Origin of the sequence: Dokdonia sp. Hel_I_53, assembly GCF_007827465.1 — a bacterium.
GTDB lineage: Bacteria > Bacteroidota > Bacteroidia > Flavobacteriales > Flavobacteriaceae > Dokdonia.
The window spans coordinates 1,952,669-1,972,941 of record NZ_VISL01000001.1 but is presented as its reverse complement, the minus strand read 5'-3'; the positions used below and the strand labels follow the sequence as shown (position 1 = coordinate 1,972,941).

12 protein-coding genes and 1 tRNA gene are annotated in these 20,273 nt (G+C 35.6%); 4 read left to right on the top strand and 9 right to left on the bottom strand.

All coding sequences use genetic code 11. The features are described 5' to 3' along the window. Positions 1-8 precede the first annotated feature (8 nt). Together OD90_RS08780 and OD90_RS08775 are read right to left on the bottom strand one after the other, a co-directional pair. A complete protein-coding gene (locus OD90_RS08780; RefSeq protein WP_144669677.1) occupies positions 9-1,682 on the bottom strand; it encodes a S8 family peptidase in 1,674 nt (557 codons plus the stop codon). A gap of 4 nt (positions 1,683-1,686) precedes the next feature. Next, positions 1,687-2,547 (bottom strand): MBL fold metallo-hydrolase, encoded by an 861-nt coding sequence (locus OD90_RS08775; protein WP_144668805.1) that lies wholly within the window; start codon positions 2,545-2,547, stop codon positions 1,687-1,689. A 219-nt stretch (positions 2,548-2,766) separates the two neighbouring features. Between OD90_RS08775 and OD90_RS08770 the strand changes: the two genes are divergently transcribed. Further along, entirely contained in the window at positions 2,767-4,674 is a 1,908-nt protein-coding gene (locus tag OD90_RS08770) for a cation:proton antiporter (RefSeq protein WP_144668804.1), read from the top strand. On the opposite strand, the gene OD90_RS08765 is transcribed toward OD90_RS08770, so the two are convergent. Continuing rightward, positions 4,671-6,017: an MATE family efflux transporter gene (locus OD90_RS08765; protein WP_144668803.1), complete on the bottom strand. Its 1,347-nt coding sequence runs from the start codon at positions 6,015-6,017 to the stop codon at positions 4,671-4,673. The two genes, OD90_RS08770 and OD90_RS08765, sit on opposite strands and share 4 nt — an antisense overlap. A gap of 636 nt (positions 6,018-6,653) precedes the next feature. Here OD90_RS08765 and OD90_RS08760 point away from each other — a divergent pair. After that, positions 6,654-7,448, top strand: coding sequence for a universal stress protein (locus OD90_RS08760; RefSeq protein WP_144668802.1), 795 nt, complete (start codon positions 6,654-6,656; stop codon positions 7,446-7,448). Between the two features lie 31 nt (positions 7,449-7,479). Beyond that, a tRNA-Ala gene (locus tag OD90_RS08755) sits at positions 7,480-7,553 on the top strand. 51 nt (positions 7,554-7,604) lie between these two features. Here the strand turns inward: OD90_RS08755 and OD90_RS08750 are convergent. From OD90_RS08750 to OD90_RS08735, 4 genes are all read right to left on the bottom strand, one after another. After that, entirely contained in the window at positions 7,605-10,289 is a 2,685-nt protein-coding gene (locus OD90_RS08750; protein WP_144668801.1) for a PD-(D/E)XK nuclease family protein, read from the bottom strand. Between the two features lie 64 nt (positions 10,290-10,353). Then, positions 10,354-11,757 (bottom strand): OmpA family protein, encoded by a 1,404-nt coding sequence (locus OD90_RS08745; RefSeq protein WP_144668800.1) that lies wholly within the window; start codon positions 11,755-11,757, stop codon positions 10,354-10,356. Between the two features lie 120 nt (positions 11,758-11,877). Then, positions 11,878-13,071 (bottom strand): glycine C-acetyltransferase, encoded by a 1,194-nt coding sequence (gene kbl / locus OD90_RS08740; protein ID WP_144668799.1) that lies wholly within the window; start codon positions 13,069-13,071, stop codon positions 11,878-11,880. 22 nt (positions 13,072-13,093) lie between these two features. Next, complete coding sequence (locus OD90_RS08735) at positions 13,094-16,243, bottom strand: UvrD-helicase domain-containing protein (RefSeq protein WP_144668798.1); 3,150 nt, start codon at positions 16,241-16,243, stop codon at positions 13,094-13,096. 156 nt (positions 16,244-16,399) lie between these two features. On the opposite strand from OD90_RS08735, the gene OD90_RS08730 reads away from it, so the two are divergent. Continuing rightward, positions 16,400-17,008, top strand: coding sequence for a superoxide dismutase (locus OD90_RS08730; protein WP_144668797.1), 609 nt, complete (start codon positions 16,400-16,402; stop codon positions 17,006-17,008). 269 nt (positions 17,009-17,277) lie between these two features. Here the strand turns inward: OD90_RS08730 and OD90_RS08725 are convergent, their stop codons facing one another. Together OD90_RS08725 and OD90_RS08720 are read right to left on the bottom strand one after the other, a co-directional pair. Then, entirely contained in the window at positions 17,278-19,176 is a 1,899-nt protein-coding gene (locus OD90_RS08725) for an amidophosphoribosyltransferase (protein ID WP_144668796.1), read from the bottom strand. 42 nt (positions 19,177-19,218) lie between these two features. Then, positions 19,219-20,151 (bottom strand): PfkB family carbohydrate kinase, encoded by a 933-nt coding sequence (locus tag OD90_RS08720; RefSeq protein WP_144668795.1) that lies wholly within the window; start codon positions 20,149-20,151, stop codon positions 19,219-19,221. Between the last annotated feature and the right edge of the window lie 122 nt (positions 20,152-20,273).

Sequence of the window (20,273 nt, the reverse complement as noted above, 5' to 3'; positions counted from 1 at the left end):
TGTGACTGTTACTTCTGTAATTCTGCCAGTCTAAAAGCATTGTACATATTAACCATTTCTCCAGATTTTGAAAGCTCACTAAAACGAGCTTGTTTTTCTGTATCGCCCCCCAAGATAACAGATGTATTTGTTGTTAAACCACTTTTCATAATGATATTTTTAACTTGAGAAGCAGAGAGTTTTGGATAGTAGCTACGCAACATAGCAGCCACACCAGCAGTGTTTGGCGAAGCCATGGATGTACCTTGTAGGAAGTCATATGTGTTTTCTGGGGTAGTTGCATAAATTTTTACACCTGGTGCAAAAACATCTACATTAGATTTACCATAGTTTGAAAAACCTGCAACAAGCTCACCACCATATTTTAAGTTAAGAGCACCTACTGTTAAGAAGGTATCTGCCATTTCAGAGACATTGTCTAATTGATCATTTGGATATACTCTATTTGCTGGGTCATCTAGGCTCAATCCTTCATTTCCAGCAGCATTTACAATAAGGACATCGTTTTTTGCAGCATACTTTATCGCATCATAGACCCATTCTGGGTTTTGAGCATAGTATTTACCGAAAGAGGTGTTGATTACTTTTGCACCATTATCTACTGCATAACGAATAGCAAGTGCAATATCTTTATCATATTCATCTCCATCTGGAACAGCGCGTAACACCATAATCTTGATATTATCATTTGCCACACCGTTCATTCCTTTGCCATTGTTACGTTGTGCAGCAATAATACCTGCTACGTGTGTACCGTGTTTTGCACCGTCTGGCTCTGGCCCATAAACATTGTTATTTCCGTATACTTTGTCTGTTAAATCATAAGGATCATCCCCTAGTTGCTTCCTAAAATCTGCTGTTTTATTATAATTTGCTTCAAGCTGATTTGTAAAGTACTCCACACCTTCTTCTATGTTTTTCATAAATTCTGGGATGCTATCTGCATACCCCAGCATTTGCGTAAGAAAACCAATGTGATTCTGCATTTCTGGAGAAGGATTTGTGATAGCTTTTAACTCAGCAGCCGTATAGTCTTCTTTTCCAAGCTTTGCTTTTACAGCAGCATGTGATGTTTTAAGCTGACTTAATATTTGCTCATACCTAGCTTTGTTTGCTTGTGCTTCCCCCACCTTAGTATCGTACTCTCCTTTTGCTTTTTGATATTGCAAGAAAGCATCTTTTTGGTTTGCTGGAATGTTTGCAAGTGTTTTTCCAGAAAATTGAGCGTCATATCGCTTGATTATACGTACAAATTCAAGTTGCTCTGATGTAACATCGCCCAAGAAGTTCCACCCATGCATATCATCAACATAGCCATTACTATCATCATCTTTATTATTTCCTGGGATCTCTTTTGGGTTTGTCCATATTTTATTTTTAAGATCCTCATGGGTAATATCTACTCCAGAATCTATAACTGCAACAATTACTTGTTGCCCAGATTTACCAGGTAATATTTCTTTATAGGTGCGGTCAACACTCATTCCTGGTATGGTATCCATTTTTAGATCTAGGTGGCTCCAGGTTTTTTCTTGCTCTTCAGTAAGACTACTAATCTTTAACGGATTATCATCTACATTTTCTACAGGTACTGTAACGAGAGCTGAGGGAGTGTCACAGGCCACAAGAAAGGTGCTAGCTACTGCTGCAAAGAGAATAGGTTTTAGGTTTTTTATTTTCATCATCTTAATTAAATAGTTCATTAAAGGTATAAGTGTCCTTGAGTCGCACGCCTTTATCAGTGTGCTGGACGGTAATTAATTCATTGTGCGCGTCGTGTTCTAACCAGAGGTAATAGTTTCTATCTGCTGCTGTTTTTAAAAAACGCTCCTTTTCATCAATAGAAAGTAGAGGTCTTGTATCATAACCTGTTACATAAGGAACAGGAATATGGCCTACCGTAGGTAAGAGATCTGCCATAAAAACAACTATTTTTCCTGCAATTTCAATATGAGGAAGCATTTGTTTTTCTGTGTGTCCATCTGCAAATAAAATACCAAAATTGAGTTCTGTATTTGCTTTATATTCTTCAATGCCTCTATCTATGAAGTGTAAGTGGCCACTTTCATGCATTGGAATAAGATTCTCTTTTAAAAAACTAGCCTTTTCTCTATTGTTAGGTTTAATGGCCCAATTCCAGTGATTTTCATTAGTCCAAAATTTTGCATTTTTAAAAGCAGGCTCGTATCCCGTGTGGTTTTTATTCCACTGGATAGCGCCACCCACGTGGTCAAAATGCAAGTGAGTCATAAAAACATCTGTAATATCATCTCTGTGAAATCCATATTTTTTTAAAGATGCATCTATAGAGTGATTTCCCCACTGGTAATAATATCCAAAAAATTTATCAGATTGTTTATTTCCCATCCCATTATCGATAAGGGTGAGTCGATCACCATTTTCAATAAGCATACATCGAGCGGCAATATCAATAAGGTTATTTGAATCTGCTGGGTTTGTTCGACTCCAGATAGATTTTGGAACCACACCAAACATAGCGCCGCCATCTAGTTTAAAATTTCCAGCTTCAATAGGGTATATTTTCATAAAAATAGATTGATTATGTACAGTTGTCTTAGATGCTTACGCTTTCGCGAAAGCGTATCTATTTTGAAAAAAGGCATCTATATACTGGCAAAACCTCTGCAAAATAGCAAAATCCCTATTTTCAGACGTTGTAACGCCTTGTTTTTAACAAAGAATTGTAACTTGACAGCAACTTCTTAAAACGGAAAAAGATTAATATCGCACAAAAACTGATTTACTATGTTAGAACTAGCGGGAATCATCATATTGGGAATAATTGCACAGTGGGCTGCATGGCGTTTAAAGCTACCTGCAATTTTGCCTCTATTGTTAATTGGACTTTTTGTAGGGCCTATTTCTACACTAATTTCTGAGGATGGTACAAAGTGGATACAGCCTATATGGGACGGTAGTGAGGGTCTTTTTCCAGGAGAAAGTCTTTATTGGTTTGTCTCACTAGCAATCTCAATTATTCTTTTTGAAGGAGGACTCACACTCAAGAGAGAAGAGATACGTAATGTAGGCCCAGTAATTACAAAACTTATTTCTCTTGGTAGTCTTGTAACTTTTGTAGGTGCAGGTTTTGCTGCGTACTGGATTTTTGGATTGAGTTTACAAATTTCTCTACTTTTTTCTGGGCTAATAATAGTGACAGGACCTACTGTAATTTCTCCCATACTTAGAAATGTTCCCGTAAAGAGGGATATCTCTACGGTTCTAAAATGGGAAGGTATTTTAATAGACCCAATAGGTGCTCTTGTTGCCGTATTAATGTATGAATTTATATCCGTAGGACAAGGAGCTGAATTTACAAAGACAGCCTTAGTGGAATTTGGAAAAATTGTACTTTTTGGAAGTACATTTGGTTTTACATTTGCCCACGCTTTAGCGTTAATAGTAAAGAAAAAATTGGTGCCACATTACCTAATGAATGTCTTTACACTGGCTGCTGTGCTAGGCGTTTTTGTGATGTCAGATCAATTTGCTCACGAGTCAGGATTACTCGCGGTGGTGGTCATGGGAATGGTTTTAGGAAACATTAACCTGCCTAATATAAAAGAATTACTATATTTCAAAGAGTCGCTTAGTGTTCTCTTAATCTCTGTTTTATTTATATTACTCTCAGCAAATATGAATATTGCTGATCTAGAATTATTATACAGATGGGACACGCTCTTTCTGTTTTTAGTTGTAGTTTTTATAGTAAGACCTATAGGGGTTTTCTTAAGTACCATGGGCTCAAACCTAAGCATGGGGGCAAAGCTTTTTATATCTTGGGTAGGACCTAGAGGTATTGTAGCCGCAGGTATTGCTTCCCTTTTTGGTTCAAAACTAATTTTAAAAGGAGAGCCCGGAGCAGAATATATTACCCCGCTCGTTTTTATGATTGTACTAGGTACTGTATTGCTCAATGCAACCACGGCAAGACTTTTTGCAAAAATAGTAGGAGTCTTTTTAACAAAGTCTGAGGGCATACTAATTATAGGTTCTTCAGAAATGCCACGACTTATAGCTAAATATTTACAAAAAAATGGTCGCCATGTAGTGCTTATGGATAGTAACGTAACTAATATCCGTACCGCTAAAGAATCTGGATTAACAGCGTTACAGGCAAATATTTATGCAGATGACCTCACAGATGATGTAGAGCTTAGTGACATAGGTTACTTAATGTCACTCACAGGAAATAGCGAGATTAATAAATATGCGATTAATAGATTTAGAAAGCAATTTGGGGAAAATGGTGCCTATCGCCTCATTTCCAAAAGAGAAATGGATAATGTTACTCAATTGCCTAAAGAAGGGTTATTTTCATCTACAGATGATTTTATAAATATGACGGAAGTTACACGCCAATTCCCTACTATTAACGAAGTCGCTATCAATAGCTCAGCAGAGTATCATAGTATTGCAAAAATTATTGCAGAGGACCACGACATGATCCCGCTTTTCGTAAAAGAATCAGATGGTACTATTGATATTATAAGTTCGCTTGTCCAAGAACTAGAACTTAAATCGTTTGAAGATAGCTACATAGTATATTTAGGTAAACCTCTTGCAGACGAAACTATTCAACAAGTAAAAGATAGTACTAGAAGCCCGAGCGATAGAGAAGAAGGAGAGATAGAAATACCAATAGGAGATTAAGAAGTAGTATTTATAGCTAATCTATAATATTTCTTATGATAGAAATAGATGAGTGCGCTTGCGCGAAAGATCATCCATACCATAAAAGAAAGCCAAATTCCAATAATACCCCAGTGAAAATACTTGCTTAGGTAGAGAACAGGTACAAACCCTATAAAAGTTGCTATCAACAACGTATTTCTTAACCAGGCCATTTCACCCAGTCCTTTAAAAATAGCATCTAAGGTAAACGCAATAGCGTTGATAGGCTGCATTATGATAACGATAAAGAAAACGCTATAGAAAATAGTGAGCACAGCGCCTTCATTACTAAAAAGAAGTCCTAAAGGTTTGTATAGAAGACTACAAAGTATGATCAAAAACGTAGCCACAACAAGATTATACTTTATAACTTTTTTTGTAAGGTCCCAGAGTTTCTTATAATCGCGTGCTCCTAATAAACGCCCGCTTAACAGATTACCGGCCGCACCATATCCATCTAGAAAAAAGGCTGTAAATAACCAAATATTAGCAACAATAGTGTGGGCAGCTACAGTTTCATCACTGATATCTGTCGCTTCCCTTACTGCTAAAACTAGTGCAATATTAAGGGAGAAAGATCGCACAAAGAGGTTGAGACTCATCGAGACTAGCCGTTTAATTTCTGGATGAAGTGGGAATTGTAGTTTTAAAGAAATAGTTGTTTTCTTTACTAATAATAGCAAAGCCATTACGGCCATTATTGCTTGGGCTATTAAACTCGCCCAAGCAGCACCCTTTACTCCCATTTCAGGAATATAACCCTCAACACCATATACAAACAAAAAATCAAGTAAAATGTTTAAAGTAGCCCCTATAATAGCGACTACCATAGGCCAAAATGTATTTTGTAATCCCCTAAAAATGCCAAAAACGGCAAACGTAAATAAGGTAAGAGGGAACCCCCATACACGTATATTATAGTAATCAATACTCAAATCTAAAACAAGTCCTGTCGCATTGAGTAAGGTAAAAATCTCTGCCACAAAGAAGTAAGTACTAGCAAGTACGATGATACTAAGTAAGATGTTAAAAAATATAGCTTGTGCAGGGAGCACTTTTATATCATCAAGTTTTCCTGCACCTAGATTTTGAGAAATGATAGCAGATATAGCACTGCGGGTTTGACCTAAAATCCAGATGAGCATTGAGAGAAATGAACCCACAATACCAACCGCCGCAAGAGACTCGATACTATTTTCGCTTATATTTCCTACCACAGCTGCGTCTGTGCTAGATAATACAGGCTCTGCAATTCCAGCTATTATTGCCGGAATGGCTAGTCGCTGTATACGGTTAAAAGAAATATCTATTTGAGTGCTCAGAGCTGTAAGTTTGATATTTGCAAAAGTAAAACAACCGTTGGTTATAGTAGGTGCTTTTCCTTAAAGTCTATGTCTGCTCAAGAACATTATTCTCAAGCACTTTTTCAAAACAAATAAAAGGAAACACGCTTTGATCTGGAAAACAGATCATATCTGGCTTTTGATAACCACGAGATTTGTAGAACATTAGATTTACTTTGTTTTAAAATAAGTATCCAGCCGAATTGAAGTTGCTTTTTCCTTTTTTGCATGATTAAGCGTACAATCCATTAATAGAGTAGCAATATCCAAATGTTGGTGTTCTAGATGAACAGGAAGTCTATGTATATAAATATTTTCTCTATTTGGTGTGAGTTATTTGACATTCTTGTACAAAGTACCCATGTAATTAGAAACCACATTAATCCTTATGAGCGTATTATTTCTCTTGAAGACATATAACTCACCGTGTTCTACGTCGTTTCAAAAATGCTTATAGAAGGATAATGATTATTCCACTGAAAAATTTTCTAGAAATCATTTCTTGAGCACAGGCTTTTGTGAAAGATATAATTTCAGGTATTTCTGAAAATTTTGCAGTGACAATCACAGATTTAAAGGGTATTTTTGTTAACGGTTTAAAAATACAATTTCACTATGAAAAATATTTTGGTTCCTATAGGTTCATCATCAAATGCTTCAAACACATTACAATATGCTATAGACTTAGCAGATACGATGGATGCAAACGTATATGCCATCTCTGTTTTTCAAGAACTCTCTAAAGTTGGTGGGCTTTCAAAAGTAAACTCTATTCTTAGAGAAGAGTCAGAAAAGAAATTATCAAAAGTATTGTCTAGTGTTAACCACAAAAATGTTTCTGTAATTGCACACCCAATAAAAGGAGGAATCGTTGAAGGAGTGGAGCGTTTTAATAAACATGTCCATGTGGATTTAATGGTTCTCTCTCCACGCAGTAACTCTGTAAGGGATGAAGTTTACTTGGGTAACACGACAGGTAAGCTTATAAAGGAGACAAATATTGCCGCATTGGTTGTGCCAGAACATGTAACATTTACAAATCCCACACAAATACTGATGGCTTTTAAGAATGGTAATTTTGACAAAAAGCGTCAGTTAGAACCTTTGCGTAAATTCCAAAAAAACTTTGGCACAGACGTACACTTATTGCATGTAGAAACTCCAGATAGTACGGATAGTATGCTTCAGGTTTCTGAAGATTTAGAGAGAATAAAAAAATCTTATAAGAAAACCGTAAATGCAACAACTTATCAAGGTGTACTTGAACATTTTCAGTCTTTTAACCCCGACATTATTTGTGTAGTGAGAAGAAAGCGTGGTTTTTTTAAGAAGCTTTGGGAGAAAAATGTAGTTCTAAAGAAAGAATTTTTTACAAGCAAGCCATTACTCATATTAAGAGTAAAGCATTAGGGATTTCCTTAATTTTTGGATATTATTTAAAGGGGGATTAGCTCATTTGGCTAGAGCGCTTGCCTGGCAGGCAAGAGGTGACCGGTTCGAATCCGGTATTCTCCACAGGTTTATTAAATGAGTACGCTTTCGCGAAAGCGTGCTTATTAAGAAAAATTATGTTCGGTCTTGAAACGGTACTTCTGGATCAAGAATTTCATTTACAAGTTGTTTGAGTATTGTTTCAAAATGTTTTAAAGTTACATCTGTAACTTGAGGGTCTTTATCAAATTTAAAGGGTAAATATCCTGATTGTAAGTTTTTAAAAGATATAATCCCCACACTCACTGGAAAGGATAAGGATTCCTTCTTATGGATCATATAAGCATACATCAGTACTTGAAAGGCTTTCTCTGCTTTTCCTTCTGGCAATAATAAATCTTGCCAATCAGTAATTCTGAGCTGGTTTTGAGTTACTTTACCAGTTTTATAATCGATGATATTAAAATTGCCATTTCGTTCTTCTACGAGGTCTACCTTGCCTCTTAGGTTAATCGTATCGGTAAGGGGAATATCATATAAATTTTCCTCGACAGATTGTATGTAAACGTTATCTCCTTTTTGAAGATTTTTTATTTCTAACTTAAGATAGTTTTCAATAAAACGACATACGATTTCATATATGATTAAATTTTTTCCTTCCTTAATATGAGTATCACCATATTCTTTTTTGAATTGATTTTGAACTTCATCAGGAAATGTATTTAACAGCCCCATTAGGTCGGCTATCGCCAGATGAGAACCAACTAGTGGCTTATAGATTTCTTCCAAGGTGTTGTGAACGATTGTACCCATAGTATTTGCTGCAACCGTTTCTTCGACATTATCACTTTCATCCACTCCTAGAATATAACGCTCATAAAAGATTAATGGATTTCTAAGGTAAGTTGATAGCGCAGATGGTGAGATCCCTTTTCTTAATAAATCATTTATTTTTTCTATGATTTCCGGTGTCTTACTTATAGTGAGTTTTTTCTGCGCAATTTTTTGGGTAGGAGGCGCGACTATTTGATGACTTATAGTATGGATTTTTTCACGTTCAAGTTGCTTTATAAAACGACTTGGCTCTGAGCTACCTATCCCTTTGCTTTCTGTAGTATAAATAAGACTTATATATTTTGATCGGTGTAATGTATGATAAAAGTGATACGCATAGATGGCATCTTTTTCTGTATAGGTTGGGAGATTATAAAATCTTTTGAGATCATATGGTATATAGGAGTTTTGACTTTTACCAGATGGTAATATTCCCTCATTAACTGAGGTTATGATAATTCGCTCATAATCCATTACTCTAGATTCTAAAACGCCCATTATTTGTAGCCCTTCTTCTGGATCCCCTGTGAGATCTATAGTCTCTGAAGAGAGAACTTCTCTATAAAAATAAATTAGAGTAGAGATATCTTCTACATAGGAAGAAGAAGCAATAATTTCTTCAAGCTTATTAAACGCTTTATAAAAACCAAAAAGATACTCTAGTTGTAAAGATTGTGACTTTAGGTAATTAGCCTTCAGTGCTTGTATAATATCAAGTATATTTTTTACTGCACGTTTTGGATCGTTTTCCCAATAAGCGAAGAGCGATTCTAGAATATCTAACGTGTCTTTGTCGTAATTTTTAATCAACTCATCTGGCTGGATGAAAATTTTATTTTCTTTAATAATTTTGTTTTCAAGAGGCTTGAGCGTATCTCCTAATAATTTTTTTGAGAGAGGGTGTTCAATTAAAGAAAGCACATTTTTGTAATAGTAACCACGGTCTGTGGCACTCTTTTTCATCTCTATAAGCTGATCAAAAAAAGAAGCGGCAGGCGTTTTCCCTAGTGGAACCCCCATAGTAACATTTACTTTATCAACACTAAGCGGTAGTGAGTTAAGAATAGGAAGGAGTAAAGATTCATCACCTAAAATAATGGCTGTTTTATAAATATCTTCTTTAGAAAGTTTAGAAAGTAATGCACCTACTGTTTTTGCCTGATGAATATTTTGTGAGACTGAAAAGGTTTGTATTTTTTTTTGATTTTTATAATTATTAGAAGTCCACTTAAAAGCGTGTTGGGTATAGTAGGGCCATGTATTTTTAAAATTTCTAATAAATATTCCAGCTTCATGGGATTTGTTATTCATAAAGGTCTCCTCAGAATCCCAATAGATTGTATTTATTTCCCTAGAAAGTAATGATTGGATAATTTGCTGCTCTGAGGTATTTAAGGCGTTAAAACCTAAAAACACGTGTCTAGTATCCTTTACGGAGGTCATGTAGTGTTCAATATTTTGAACTGCTTGACGATATACATATCCTTGATGAGTAGCTTTTTGTTGAAGACATTTTTCTATGAATACTTCGTATATTTTTAAGAGGCTATTCCAAAAATCCAGATAATTAACAACCAAAGCATTAGAAGAGTGGGACCAGTGATCATTAATGTTTTTTAGATCTTTGAGGTGATTAAATATCTGATTATGATCTAAGAGATAGCGGTCAATTTCATTAAAATCACTCAGTATAGGTTGTGCCCAAGTAGAAAATATTTGGAAAGATACCGGTTCTAAAACAACTTCTTTATAGCTTTCGTATAGCTTAAAAGTAAGATCAATAGTACTTGAAGCAGATAATCCAGAAATATGTTCTATAAACTCTTCAATAGAAAATATTTGAGGTGCAAACCTAGTTTTAGTATTTCTTTGAGCTAATTTTTTCCTGAGTAGTCCTCCAGCACGTCTACTTGGGGAGATAAAAATAGTATTAAAATCACTAAAGTTCTGCTCTTCATTAAGAACAGTATCTATGAAAGTTTGCATAGTCTAAAATAAAAAACGCCTCGCAATTGCGAGGCGTTTTTCTAAGAATTAAAAATCTTATTTCTTATTTATCTAGGATAGATAATACTACACGTCTATTCTGTTGACGACCTGCAGCTGTATTGTTTGTTGCGATTGGTCTTTCTTCACCAAAACCTTGAGACTCTAAACGAGCAGCAGGAATTCCTTTACCAGTAAGGTAAGTTCTAACTGATGCAGCTCTTTCGTTAGAAAGTTTTTTGTTGTAAGAATCAGAACCTCTACTATCTGTGTGCCCTTCTATAAGGAAACGAGTGTTAGGGTATTCCATCATTACTGAAGCAACTCTATCAAGAGTTTCAAAAGACTCTTTACGTAAGCTTGCTTTATTGTAATCAAATAAAACATTTTTGAAATCAGTGTTTAATTGAGCAAGAACCTCAACTGATACTTCAGGACATCCATTATTTGCTACAGTTCCAACAACATCTGGACACTCATCATCTTTGTCAAGTACTCCGTCACCATCTCTATCAGCATAAGGACAACCATTGTTTTCTCTTGGTCCAGCTTCGTTAGGACACTCATCGTCAGAATCTTTGATTCCGTCACCATCAGCATCAGGACATCCACCTAAAGCAGCGATTCCAGCAACTGTAGGACAAGCATCTTTAGGATCAGGAATTCCATCACCGTCAGTATCAGGACAACCATCAAATTCAGCTAAACCGAATACAGTAGGACAAGCATCTTTAGAATCTTGGATTCCATCACCGTCAGTGTCAGGACAACCGTTAAACTCAGGAAGACCAGCTACTTCAGGACATTCGTCATCTCTATCGTAGATTCCGTCACCATCAGTATCTTTTCCACCAAAAGCAATTCCTAAAGAAGCTACATGTTGAAAGTGCTTTCTAGAATCTGTTCTGAAGTTATGCTTATATTTTGACTGTAAACCTAAGTTAAAGTTTTCAGTAAACCAGATTTTTACACCAGCAGCAGCATTTGCAGTTGGATCACCTACTACGTCAGAGTTAAGGTTTTCAAACCAAGTGTAACCTCCACCAAGATAAAGACTAGGATCAAACCATCCACCTTCTCCATTGATAAGGTCTCTTAAGCTATAACCAACTTCTGCATCTGCAGCATAATATTGTAAATCATTAACTGATTGATCACCTCTTTGGTCGATTCTGTTAAGAGAACCAGATACACCAACTACTAAACCATTCCCTACATAACGTGATACGTTAATATAAGAAACAGATGGAAGGATGTTCCAGTGATCTTCTACATTGTAAAATTCATTTGGAAATTCATCGCTAATCATTCCTGAAGGAATATCATAAGCTGCTTCTCCTGTTGGATAAGTGTCAACTGCATTTACTCCGACAGAGACGCTCCAAGGATTGTTTTCGTCTTGTGCATTCACAGATCCTACAGCAAGAATCAAAAGTGAAGCAACTAAAAATCTGCTAAAATGTTTCATTGTTTAGTCTTTAATTTTAAGTGTTAATTAAGAACAAAAGTAAGTTGTTAAAATTAACCAGCAAAGACAAAAACCCTAAAATTTTCCAAAAACCCTATTATTGCTACTGTCAAAGAGACTTTAAATCACGTTTAAAGATTTTCCGACCTTAGTAAAAGCTTCTACAGCCTTGTCTAGGTGGCTTTCTGTATGTGCAGCACTTAGTTGCACTCTTATTCTAGCTTTTCCTTTCGGAACAACTGGAAAGAAGAATCCTATCACATAAATTCCTTCTTTTAGTAGTGCATCTGCCATTTTTTGGGATAGTTTCGCATCATAGAGCATCACAGGTACAATTGCCGAATCACCATCTATAATATCAAAACCGGCCTTTTTCATACCCTCCTTAAAGTATGTGGTATTATTCGCTAGCTTATCTCTTAATGAAGTATCATTCTCAAGCATATCAAACACTTTTATAGAGGCTCCAACAATTGCAGGTGCTAGTGAATTTGAAAATAAGTAAGGCCTACTACGTTGTCTCAATATTTCAATAACTTCTTTTTTTGCAGTAGTGTAACCACCCATGGCACCTCCTAACGCTTTCCCGAGTGTTCCTGTAATGATGTCTATTCTACCTAAAACTCCTTTTTCTTCTAAAGTTCCACGACCAGTTGCGCCTATAAACCCTGTAGCATGACATTCATCAATCATTACTAACGCATCATATGTATCAGCGAGGTCACAAATTTTATCTAATGGTGCAAGTAATCCGTCCATAGAGAAAACACCATCTGTTACAATAATTTTATGGCGAGCTCCATTTGCTACTGCTTTTTTGAGTTGTTCTTCAAGATCAGTCATGTTGTTATTTGCATAACGATACCTAGCAGCTTTACAAAGCCTTACTCCATCTATAATAGAAGCATGATTAAGTGAGTCAGAAATAATAGCATCCTCAGCCCCAAGTAATGGCTCAAAAACTCCTCCATTTGCATCAAATGCAGCGGCATATAATATGGTGTCTTCCGTGCCGTAGAAATTTGCGATCTTCTGTTCAAGTTCCTTGTGGATATCTTGTGTTCCACAAATAAATCTAACTGAACTCATCCCGAAACCATGAGTGTCCATTGTGTCTTTTGCAGCTTGTATAACCTCTGGGTGTGAGGATAAACCAAGATAGTTATTAGCACAAAAATTTATAACTTCTTCACCAGTAGATATTTTAATTACTGCATCTTGTGGAGAGGTGATAATCCGTTCGCTTTTATACAAACCAGCTTCTTTAATTTCAGAAAGCTCTTTTTCTAAATATTCTTTAATAGAACCGTACATATTTAAATTTTTTATAAAGGTATCAAACTGTGATAACTTCTACTTTGGTATTTATATAAACTAAGAGATTTTTCTCAACTTGATACCCCATTTCTAAAAGTAGTTTACTATAGGCAGAAATTTGAGTGATGTGCGAGGAGTTATGCGCTCCTGTTTTATAATCAATAACAGTAGTATGCCCCTCTGGCGTTGTTTCGACCCTGTCTGGAATATGAAATTCTCCGTTGCTAGAAAGTATAACTCGTTCTGTAATCACTTCATTTTCTACCTCGAAGCAGTCTTGTAATGAAGGGTGTTGAACAATTGAGTAGATGATTTTTTCTATTATATCTTTTTCAGAAGAAGAGATTAGACCATTTTCATGAGCGTTATCTAATACGTCAGGGATATCTTCTTTATACTTGACTTCTGCCATAAGATTATGTATGAGATTTCCGTAGTTTATAGCATTTTGCTTTTCGTCATCCCATAAAAAAGCAGCTTGTGTTGCTATTTGAATCCCTAAATCCTCTTTTGAACTACTTATAAAAGGGAGTGTAACAGTCAAATCCTCACTATCAGAAAGCTTAGTAATTGCTTTATCTGGTGAACCAAAGGTGTAAACCCTTTGTTCCACATTCCACAATTGTTTTTTTTGTAGAAAATCTATAAAAAGATCTGTGAGGGTAGAAATATTCTTTACGCTTTCGCGAAAGCGTGACACCACATATAATCTTTCTACCGCGCGAGTAAGCGCTACATAAAGCACGTTTAGAGAGTCAAACTGCTGCTCGCTGTGTTTTTGTTCATAGAGACTTTTGCCTATATCTCCAAATTCTGACATTTTACTAGAGTGAGGTACCATAAGTAAAGAAAAGCCAGTGACTTCCGTCTCGTTCTGTAATGGATACCATTGATGTTCGCCCTGAGTACGATATATACTCGTGTCTGCATACGGGTAAATTACGATAGGAAATTCTAATCCTTTAGACTTATGAATACTCATTATTTGAACAGCCTCTTTTTGTGGTGGAGCTACAATAGCAGCTTTTTCTTTTTTTTCATCATAATAATCTAAAAAACCTAATATTCCACGATCGGATTTTTGCACATAATTATAAACCAGATCTAAATAAGCTAGGACGTAAGCGTCTCCTTTTTCTTGTAAAGCAAAGCGCTGTATGATATACTCAACACTTTCATATAAAGTAAGTGTTTGTAGGTGTTCTAAGTGTATAAAAATATCAAATCGTTGTAGATACACAAGCATCTCTGATACAGACATGCCTAGTAACTCTTTGTAAAATTGATGTGGTTGTTCAATCTGCAGATAATCAGATAAAAAATACAAAACAGGAAGTCTTTTTTCTTTTTTATCTCGATATACGATCATAGTAAGGAATGCATGAATAAATTGCACAATAGGGGAGTTGTGCACAAGCAAACTTTCTGAGGAAATTATGGAAATCCCTTCTTTTTCGAGATACTGAGCGATCATCCCACCGTGACTATTATTACGAGTGAGTACACAGATGTCACTCAATAAAAACCCATCTAAGGTCACTTTATTTATGATATTTAAAACCCGTTCAGGATAAACAATATCTGCTTCCGCTCGATCTGTAAAATCGATAAAATCTAATGATACATATCCTCCAGCACGATGATTTAATTTTTGATCATTATCCGTAAAGTAAATAGCTTTATATTTGGTCGTATCGAAGTGTGAGGAGATGTGCGTAAAAAAACTATTATTAAAATTTATAACTTCTGCATGACTTCTGTAGTTTGTGTCTAATTGATCTGTTTGTGCTGGAATAGAAAATGGGTTCTTACCAGAACTTAAGTCTATAAATTGCTCCGCCTCTCCACCACGCCATCTATAAATAGCTTGTTTAGGATCACCTACTAGCAATAGTGAGTTTTCAACCAGATCCTCAGATAGGGTACTTATAGAGTTTTCTATCAATGGGATAAGATTATTCCATTGTAAAATAGAGGTGTCTTGAAACTCATCTATAAAAAAATTAGTATATCGTTCTCCTAAACGTTCATAGAGGAAAGCTGCAGGTTGATCACGAAGAGAGGCGGCTATTAACTTATTAAAATCTGAAATAAGGAGTATATTTTCTTCTTCTTTAATATGTTCCAGTTCTTTTTTTATAAGTTGGAGAACAGATAGTGGAATGAGCTTAGATTTAAATGCTTTAAAAAGTTGCTGCCTACCAGAGAGACTTTTCAGTTTAAAAAAAGTGCTAATAAAGGTTCCTTTATTTATGTCGATTATTGACTTTATTTCATCATTATGAGATTTATTATAAAAATCATAAGCTTCAATTTGATCTTTGTAGGTTTTTCCATTTCCTACGTAAGAAATTTTCTTTTTTCCTTCACTTACATCTACAATAAAATTATAAAAATATCCTCCTTTGAAACTTTTTTGATCAAGACCTAAAGCATGAATAAAATCAAGAAGCTCTGTAGCGATTTGTTTTTGTGAGGCAGCGAGCTTAGTTATTTCTGCATTTAATTTTTTGGAAAGTTGGATAAATTCACTGAGCGATTTGTCTTTTAAGGCTTCTAATGCTTTGATATCATTTTCATTATGAAGCAATTGAGCTATATCAATAAGATCGCGGGTGATATCCCAACTTTTATCATCATCTGCTTTATCAATCGCAAAATTAACTAACACCTCAGTGACTTCTTTTTCTAACCCTATTTTAGCAATTAGAGCATCGACTGCTTGAGCATTGTGAGTTTGTTGATCTAACGAAACTTCAAAGCTGCCAGAAATATCTAGATCTTTTGCAAATGTTCTGATAATCCTATGAGTCAGTGTGTCTATAGTGACGATATCAAAAGCTGAGTAATTATGTAAGATTTTATCTAAAATCTGACCTGATTTGTTTACAATAATATCTGTAGATAACCCACTAGTTGCGATAAGATCATCTAACATTGCTGGCTTATCCTGGCCTTCTTTATAATTGTTGAGTTCTGTAAGTGTGTCTAATACTCTTTCTTTCATCTCGGCGACCGCCTTGTTTGTAAACGTGATGGCTAATAGATTCCTAAATTTTGTGAGGCTATTGCTCTTTAAAAGGACTGTAATATATTCCTTAACAAGGCTATACGTTTTACCAGAACCAGCCGAAGCATTAAGAACTTTAAAAGAGTTTGTTTGAGTCATATTACTAAGATAGAAAAAGGATCACCTATATTACATTAGTATTTTAAAATACATAACTTATATGGTTATTATAAGAATTCTATAACATTGCTTACCGTTGACAATGTGTAACTTTGTTAGAATTAGAGTAGAAGTTTAACTTAAACAACTAAAAAAATGTCATTTACACTACCAGAATTACCATATGCAAAAGATGCTTTAGAGCCAAATATTGACGCTAAAACAATGGAAATCCATCACGGAAAACACCATGCAGGATATACAACAAAACTTAATAATGCGATTGAGGGAACTGATTTAGAGGGAAAAACGATTGAAAATATTTTGATCAACCTTGATATGTCAAATACGGCCGTAAGAAACAACGGAGGTGGTTTTTATAACCACAAACTGTTTTGGGAAATTATGTCTCCAAATGGAGGAGGAGAGCCTAAAGGAGAGCTAGCAGAAGCAATTAACGATGCTTTTGGTAACTTCGAATCTTTCAAAGATAAATTTTCAAGTGCTGCAGGCGGACAGTTTGGATCTGGATGGGCATGGTTATGTGTACATGAGGGCGGTAAGGTTGAAGTATGCTCAACACCAAACCAAGACAATCCACTTATGCCTAAAGTAGGCTGTGGAGGATTCCCAATCTTAGGGCTTGATGTTTGGGAACATGCTTATTACCTAAATTATCAAAACAGGCGACCAGATTATGTAAATGCTTTTTTCAATGTAATTAATTGGGAAAAAGTATCAGCATTGTATGCTCAGAATAAATAGTGTTAATTTATTTATTTAAAAAGCCACTTTATAATGAAGTGGCTTTTTTTATTAGAACAATATAATAAGGTCATTTTATTGAAATAAAAAAAGGTGGAAAGATCCACCTTTTTTTGCCCCAAATCTACCATGAACTTAACCTACTTATGCTATGGCTTTGCTAATATACGGGGGATTTAATAGCTTTTATGCTACTATTAGATAAAAAACACTTTTTTTAGACGAAATACACAAATATTTGATAATTTATGATTTTTTAAGAGTTTCTATTAATATGCTCTAGCATTATTACCCTCTACAAAATTGATAAAAGCTTTGTTTACCACTCTGTGGCCTCCGTCAGTTGGATAGTCTCCTGTAAAATACCAGTCTCCAAGATTTTTTGGGCAAGCTTGGTGTAAATTTTCAACTGTTTGATAAATTATCTCGACTTCAGTTTTAATAGATGGATCTGTAAGTAGCTCTGCTATTTTTTTGGAAACCTCCTTTTGAGTGAATGGTGCATAAATTTCTTTTACATAATTTATGACATCTTTATCTTCAAAGGCTTCTTGAGCTTTACATTTATTATAAACCTCATCTATCAACCCATCTTTGCCATGATCCTTAAGTAGCTCAATCGCTGCTCTAAAGGCAATGAAATCTTCTAGCTTAGCCATATCTATCCCATAACAATCTGGATATCTAATCTGAGGAGCAGAAGAGACCACAATGATTTTTGCCGGATTCAATCGAGCCATCATTTTTATAATACTTTTCTTTAAAGTAGTACCACGTACGATACTATCATCAATGATGACTAACTTATCTTCTGGTTTAATAACACCGTATGTTATATCATATACGTGAGCGACTAAATCATCTCTACTGCTATCTTCTGTAATAAATGTTCTGAGCTTAGCATCCTTTATAGCTATCTTTTCTGTGCGCAATCTCCTTGATAGAATACGTTCTATAGAGGAGGGATCTAAATTATCTTTGTTTGCTAATATTTCTTCACCCTTTTGACGATTTAACTCATCTTGTGCAGCTTCGACCATTCCGTAAAAAGAGGTCTCAGCTGTGTTAGGAATAAAAGAGAATACAGAATTTTTTGTGTCATAATCTATGCTTTTAAGAACTTCTGGCATTAATAGTCGTCCAAGCATTTTACGCTCTTTATAAATTTCGGCATCTGAACCTCTTGAAAAGTAAATGCGCTCAAAAGAGCACGCTTTTCGCGCAAGCGGAGTCAAAATTTGTTCTATGGATAACTCTCCACTTTTCTTAACAATAACTGCTGCTCCTGGATCAAGTTCTTTGACTTCATCAAACGGTACATTAAATGCGGTCTGAATTACTGGGCGCTCACTTGCTACAACTGCAACCTCATCATCCTCATAATAATAGGCAGGGCGTATACCTGCAGGATCACGTAAAACAAACGCATCACCGTGACCTAATAGTCCAGCCATAGCATAACCTCCATCCCAATCTTTTGATGCACGCTTAAGTATTTTACCTACTTTGAGCCGTTGTGCAATCTTTGGCGAAGCCTGCTGTTTGTTAAAACCCTCTTTTTTGAGTTTTTTGTAAAGTTTTGAAACTTCATCATCTAGAAAATGCCCTATTTTTTCCATGACAGTAATTGTATCTGCACGCTCTTTAGGATGTTGTCCAAGTGAAATCAATTTCTCAAAGAGTTGAGATACGTTGGTCATGTTAAAGTTGCCAGCCACAATAAGGTTACGATGCATCCAGTTGTTTTGACGTAAGAAGGGATGTACGCTTTCAACGCTATTTTTACCAAAGGTCCCGTACCGTACGTGACCCAATAGGAGTTCTCCTATATAAGGAACGTTACTTTTTTGCCAAGCCACATCATCCTTTTTATCTGGATTTGATGTCATTATAGTATTAATGCGGTTGTTAATCTCTGCAAAAATATCTTGTATGGGTTGTTGCGCTGTAGAGCGCTGTCTTGAGATATAGCGCTCGCCAGGAGCGACATCTAACTTTATACTAGCAAAGCCCGCCCCATCTTGACCTCGGTTATGCTGCTTTTCCATCATGAGGTACATTTTGTTTACCCCATAAAATGCTGTGCCATATTTGTCTTTATAAAATTGAAGTGGTTTTTTAAGGCGTATTACTGCAATTCCGCATTCGTGTTTAATAGCGTCACTCATAATGTATATAAAACAAAAGCGCTCCAATAATGGAGCGCAGGTTTAATTATTAATGTGTATGTCAAATTGCACAAGCTGTTTAAACTGATGCAGTCTTTTATTTATTTCTTCTCGAGTTACAGACTCTAAACGCTCTGTTCCAAATTTTTCCACGGTAAAGGAGGCGAGGCAAGAACCGTAAATCAAGGCGGTTTTTAAGGTCTCAAAAGATGTGTCTCCTGCCTGAGCGATATAACCTGCAAATCCTCCAGCAAATGTATCTCCAGCTCCTGTAGGATCAAAAACCTCGGCTAGTGGTAACGCAGGAGCAAAAAACACGTTGTTCCCTTCAAAAAGTAAGGCGCCATGCTCTCCTTTTTTAATAACCACATACTTAGGTCCCATCTCGTGAATTACCTTTGCGGCTGTTACTAACGAATATTCACCACTTAATTGTCTAGCCTCTTCATCATTTATAGTAATCACGTCAACTTTCTTAAGTGTTTCCTTAAGTTCATCAAGTGCAATGTCCATCCAGAAATTCATGGTATCAAGAATGACAAGCTTAGGCTTTTTTGCCATTTGCTCAATAACACTTAGTTGTACTTGCGGCTGTAAATTACCTAGCATTACAATCTCAGCATCGGTATAAGAAGCAGGAACTTTAGGATTAAAATTCTCTAGGGTGTTAAGTTCTGTAACTAAGGTATCTCTTGTGTTCATATCATTATGATATTTACCACTCCAGAAAAACGTTTTTCCACCAGAAACTATTTCTAGCCCATCTATATTTATATCACGGTCTTTTAATAAAGACAAGTATGTATCTGGAAAATCTTCACCTACTACAGAAACGATAGCTGGATCAACGTTATTTAACTTTGACGCTGCCATACCAATGTAAGTAGCCGCCCCACCAAGAATTTTTTCAGTTTTACCAAAAGGTGTTTCAATCGCATCAAATGCGCAGGTTCCCACAATAACCAATTTACTCATCTAAAAATTTTTTGCAAATATACGATTTTGAATGTTTGAGAAGTGAACTTTGATAAGCTCGCTTTCGCGAAAATTAGACTTCAATATCAAATTAGAGATCCGATAAAACTTTTAATAGCATT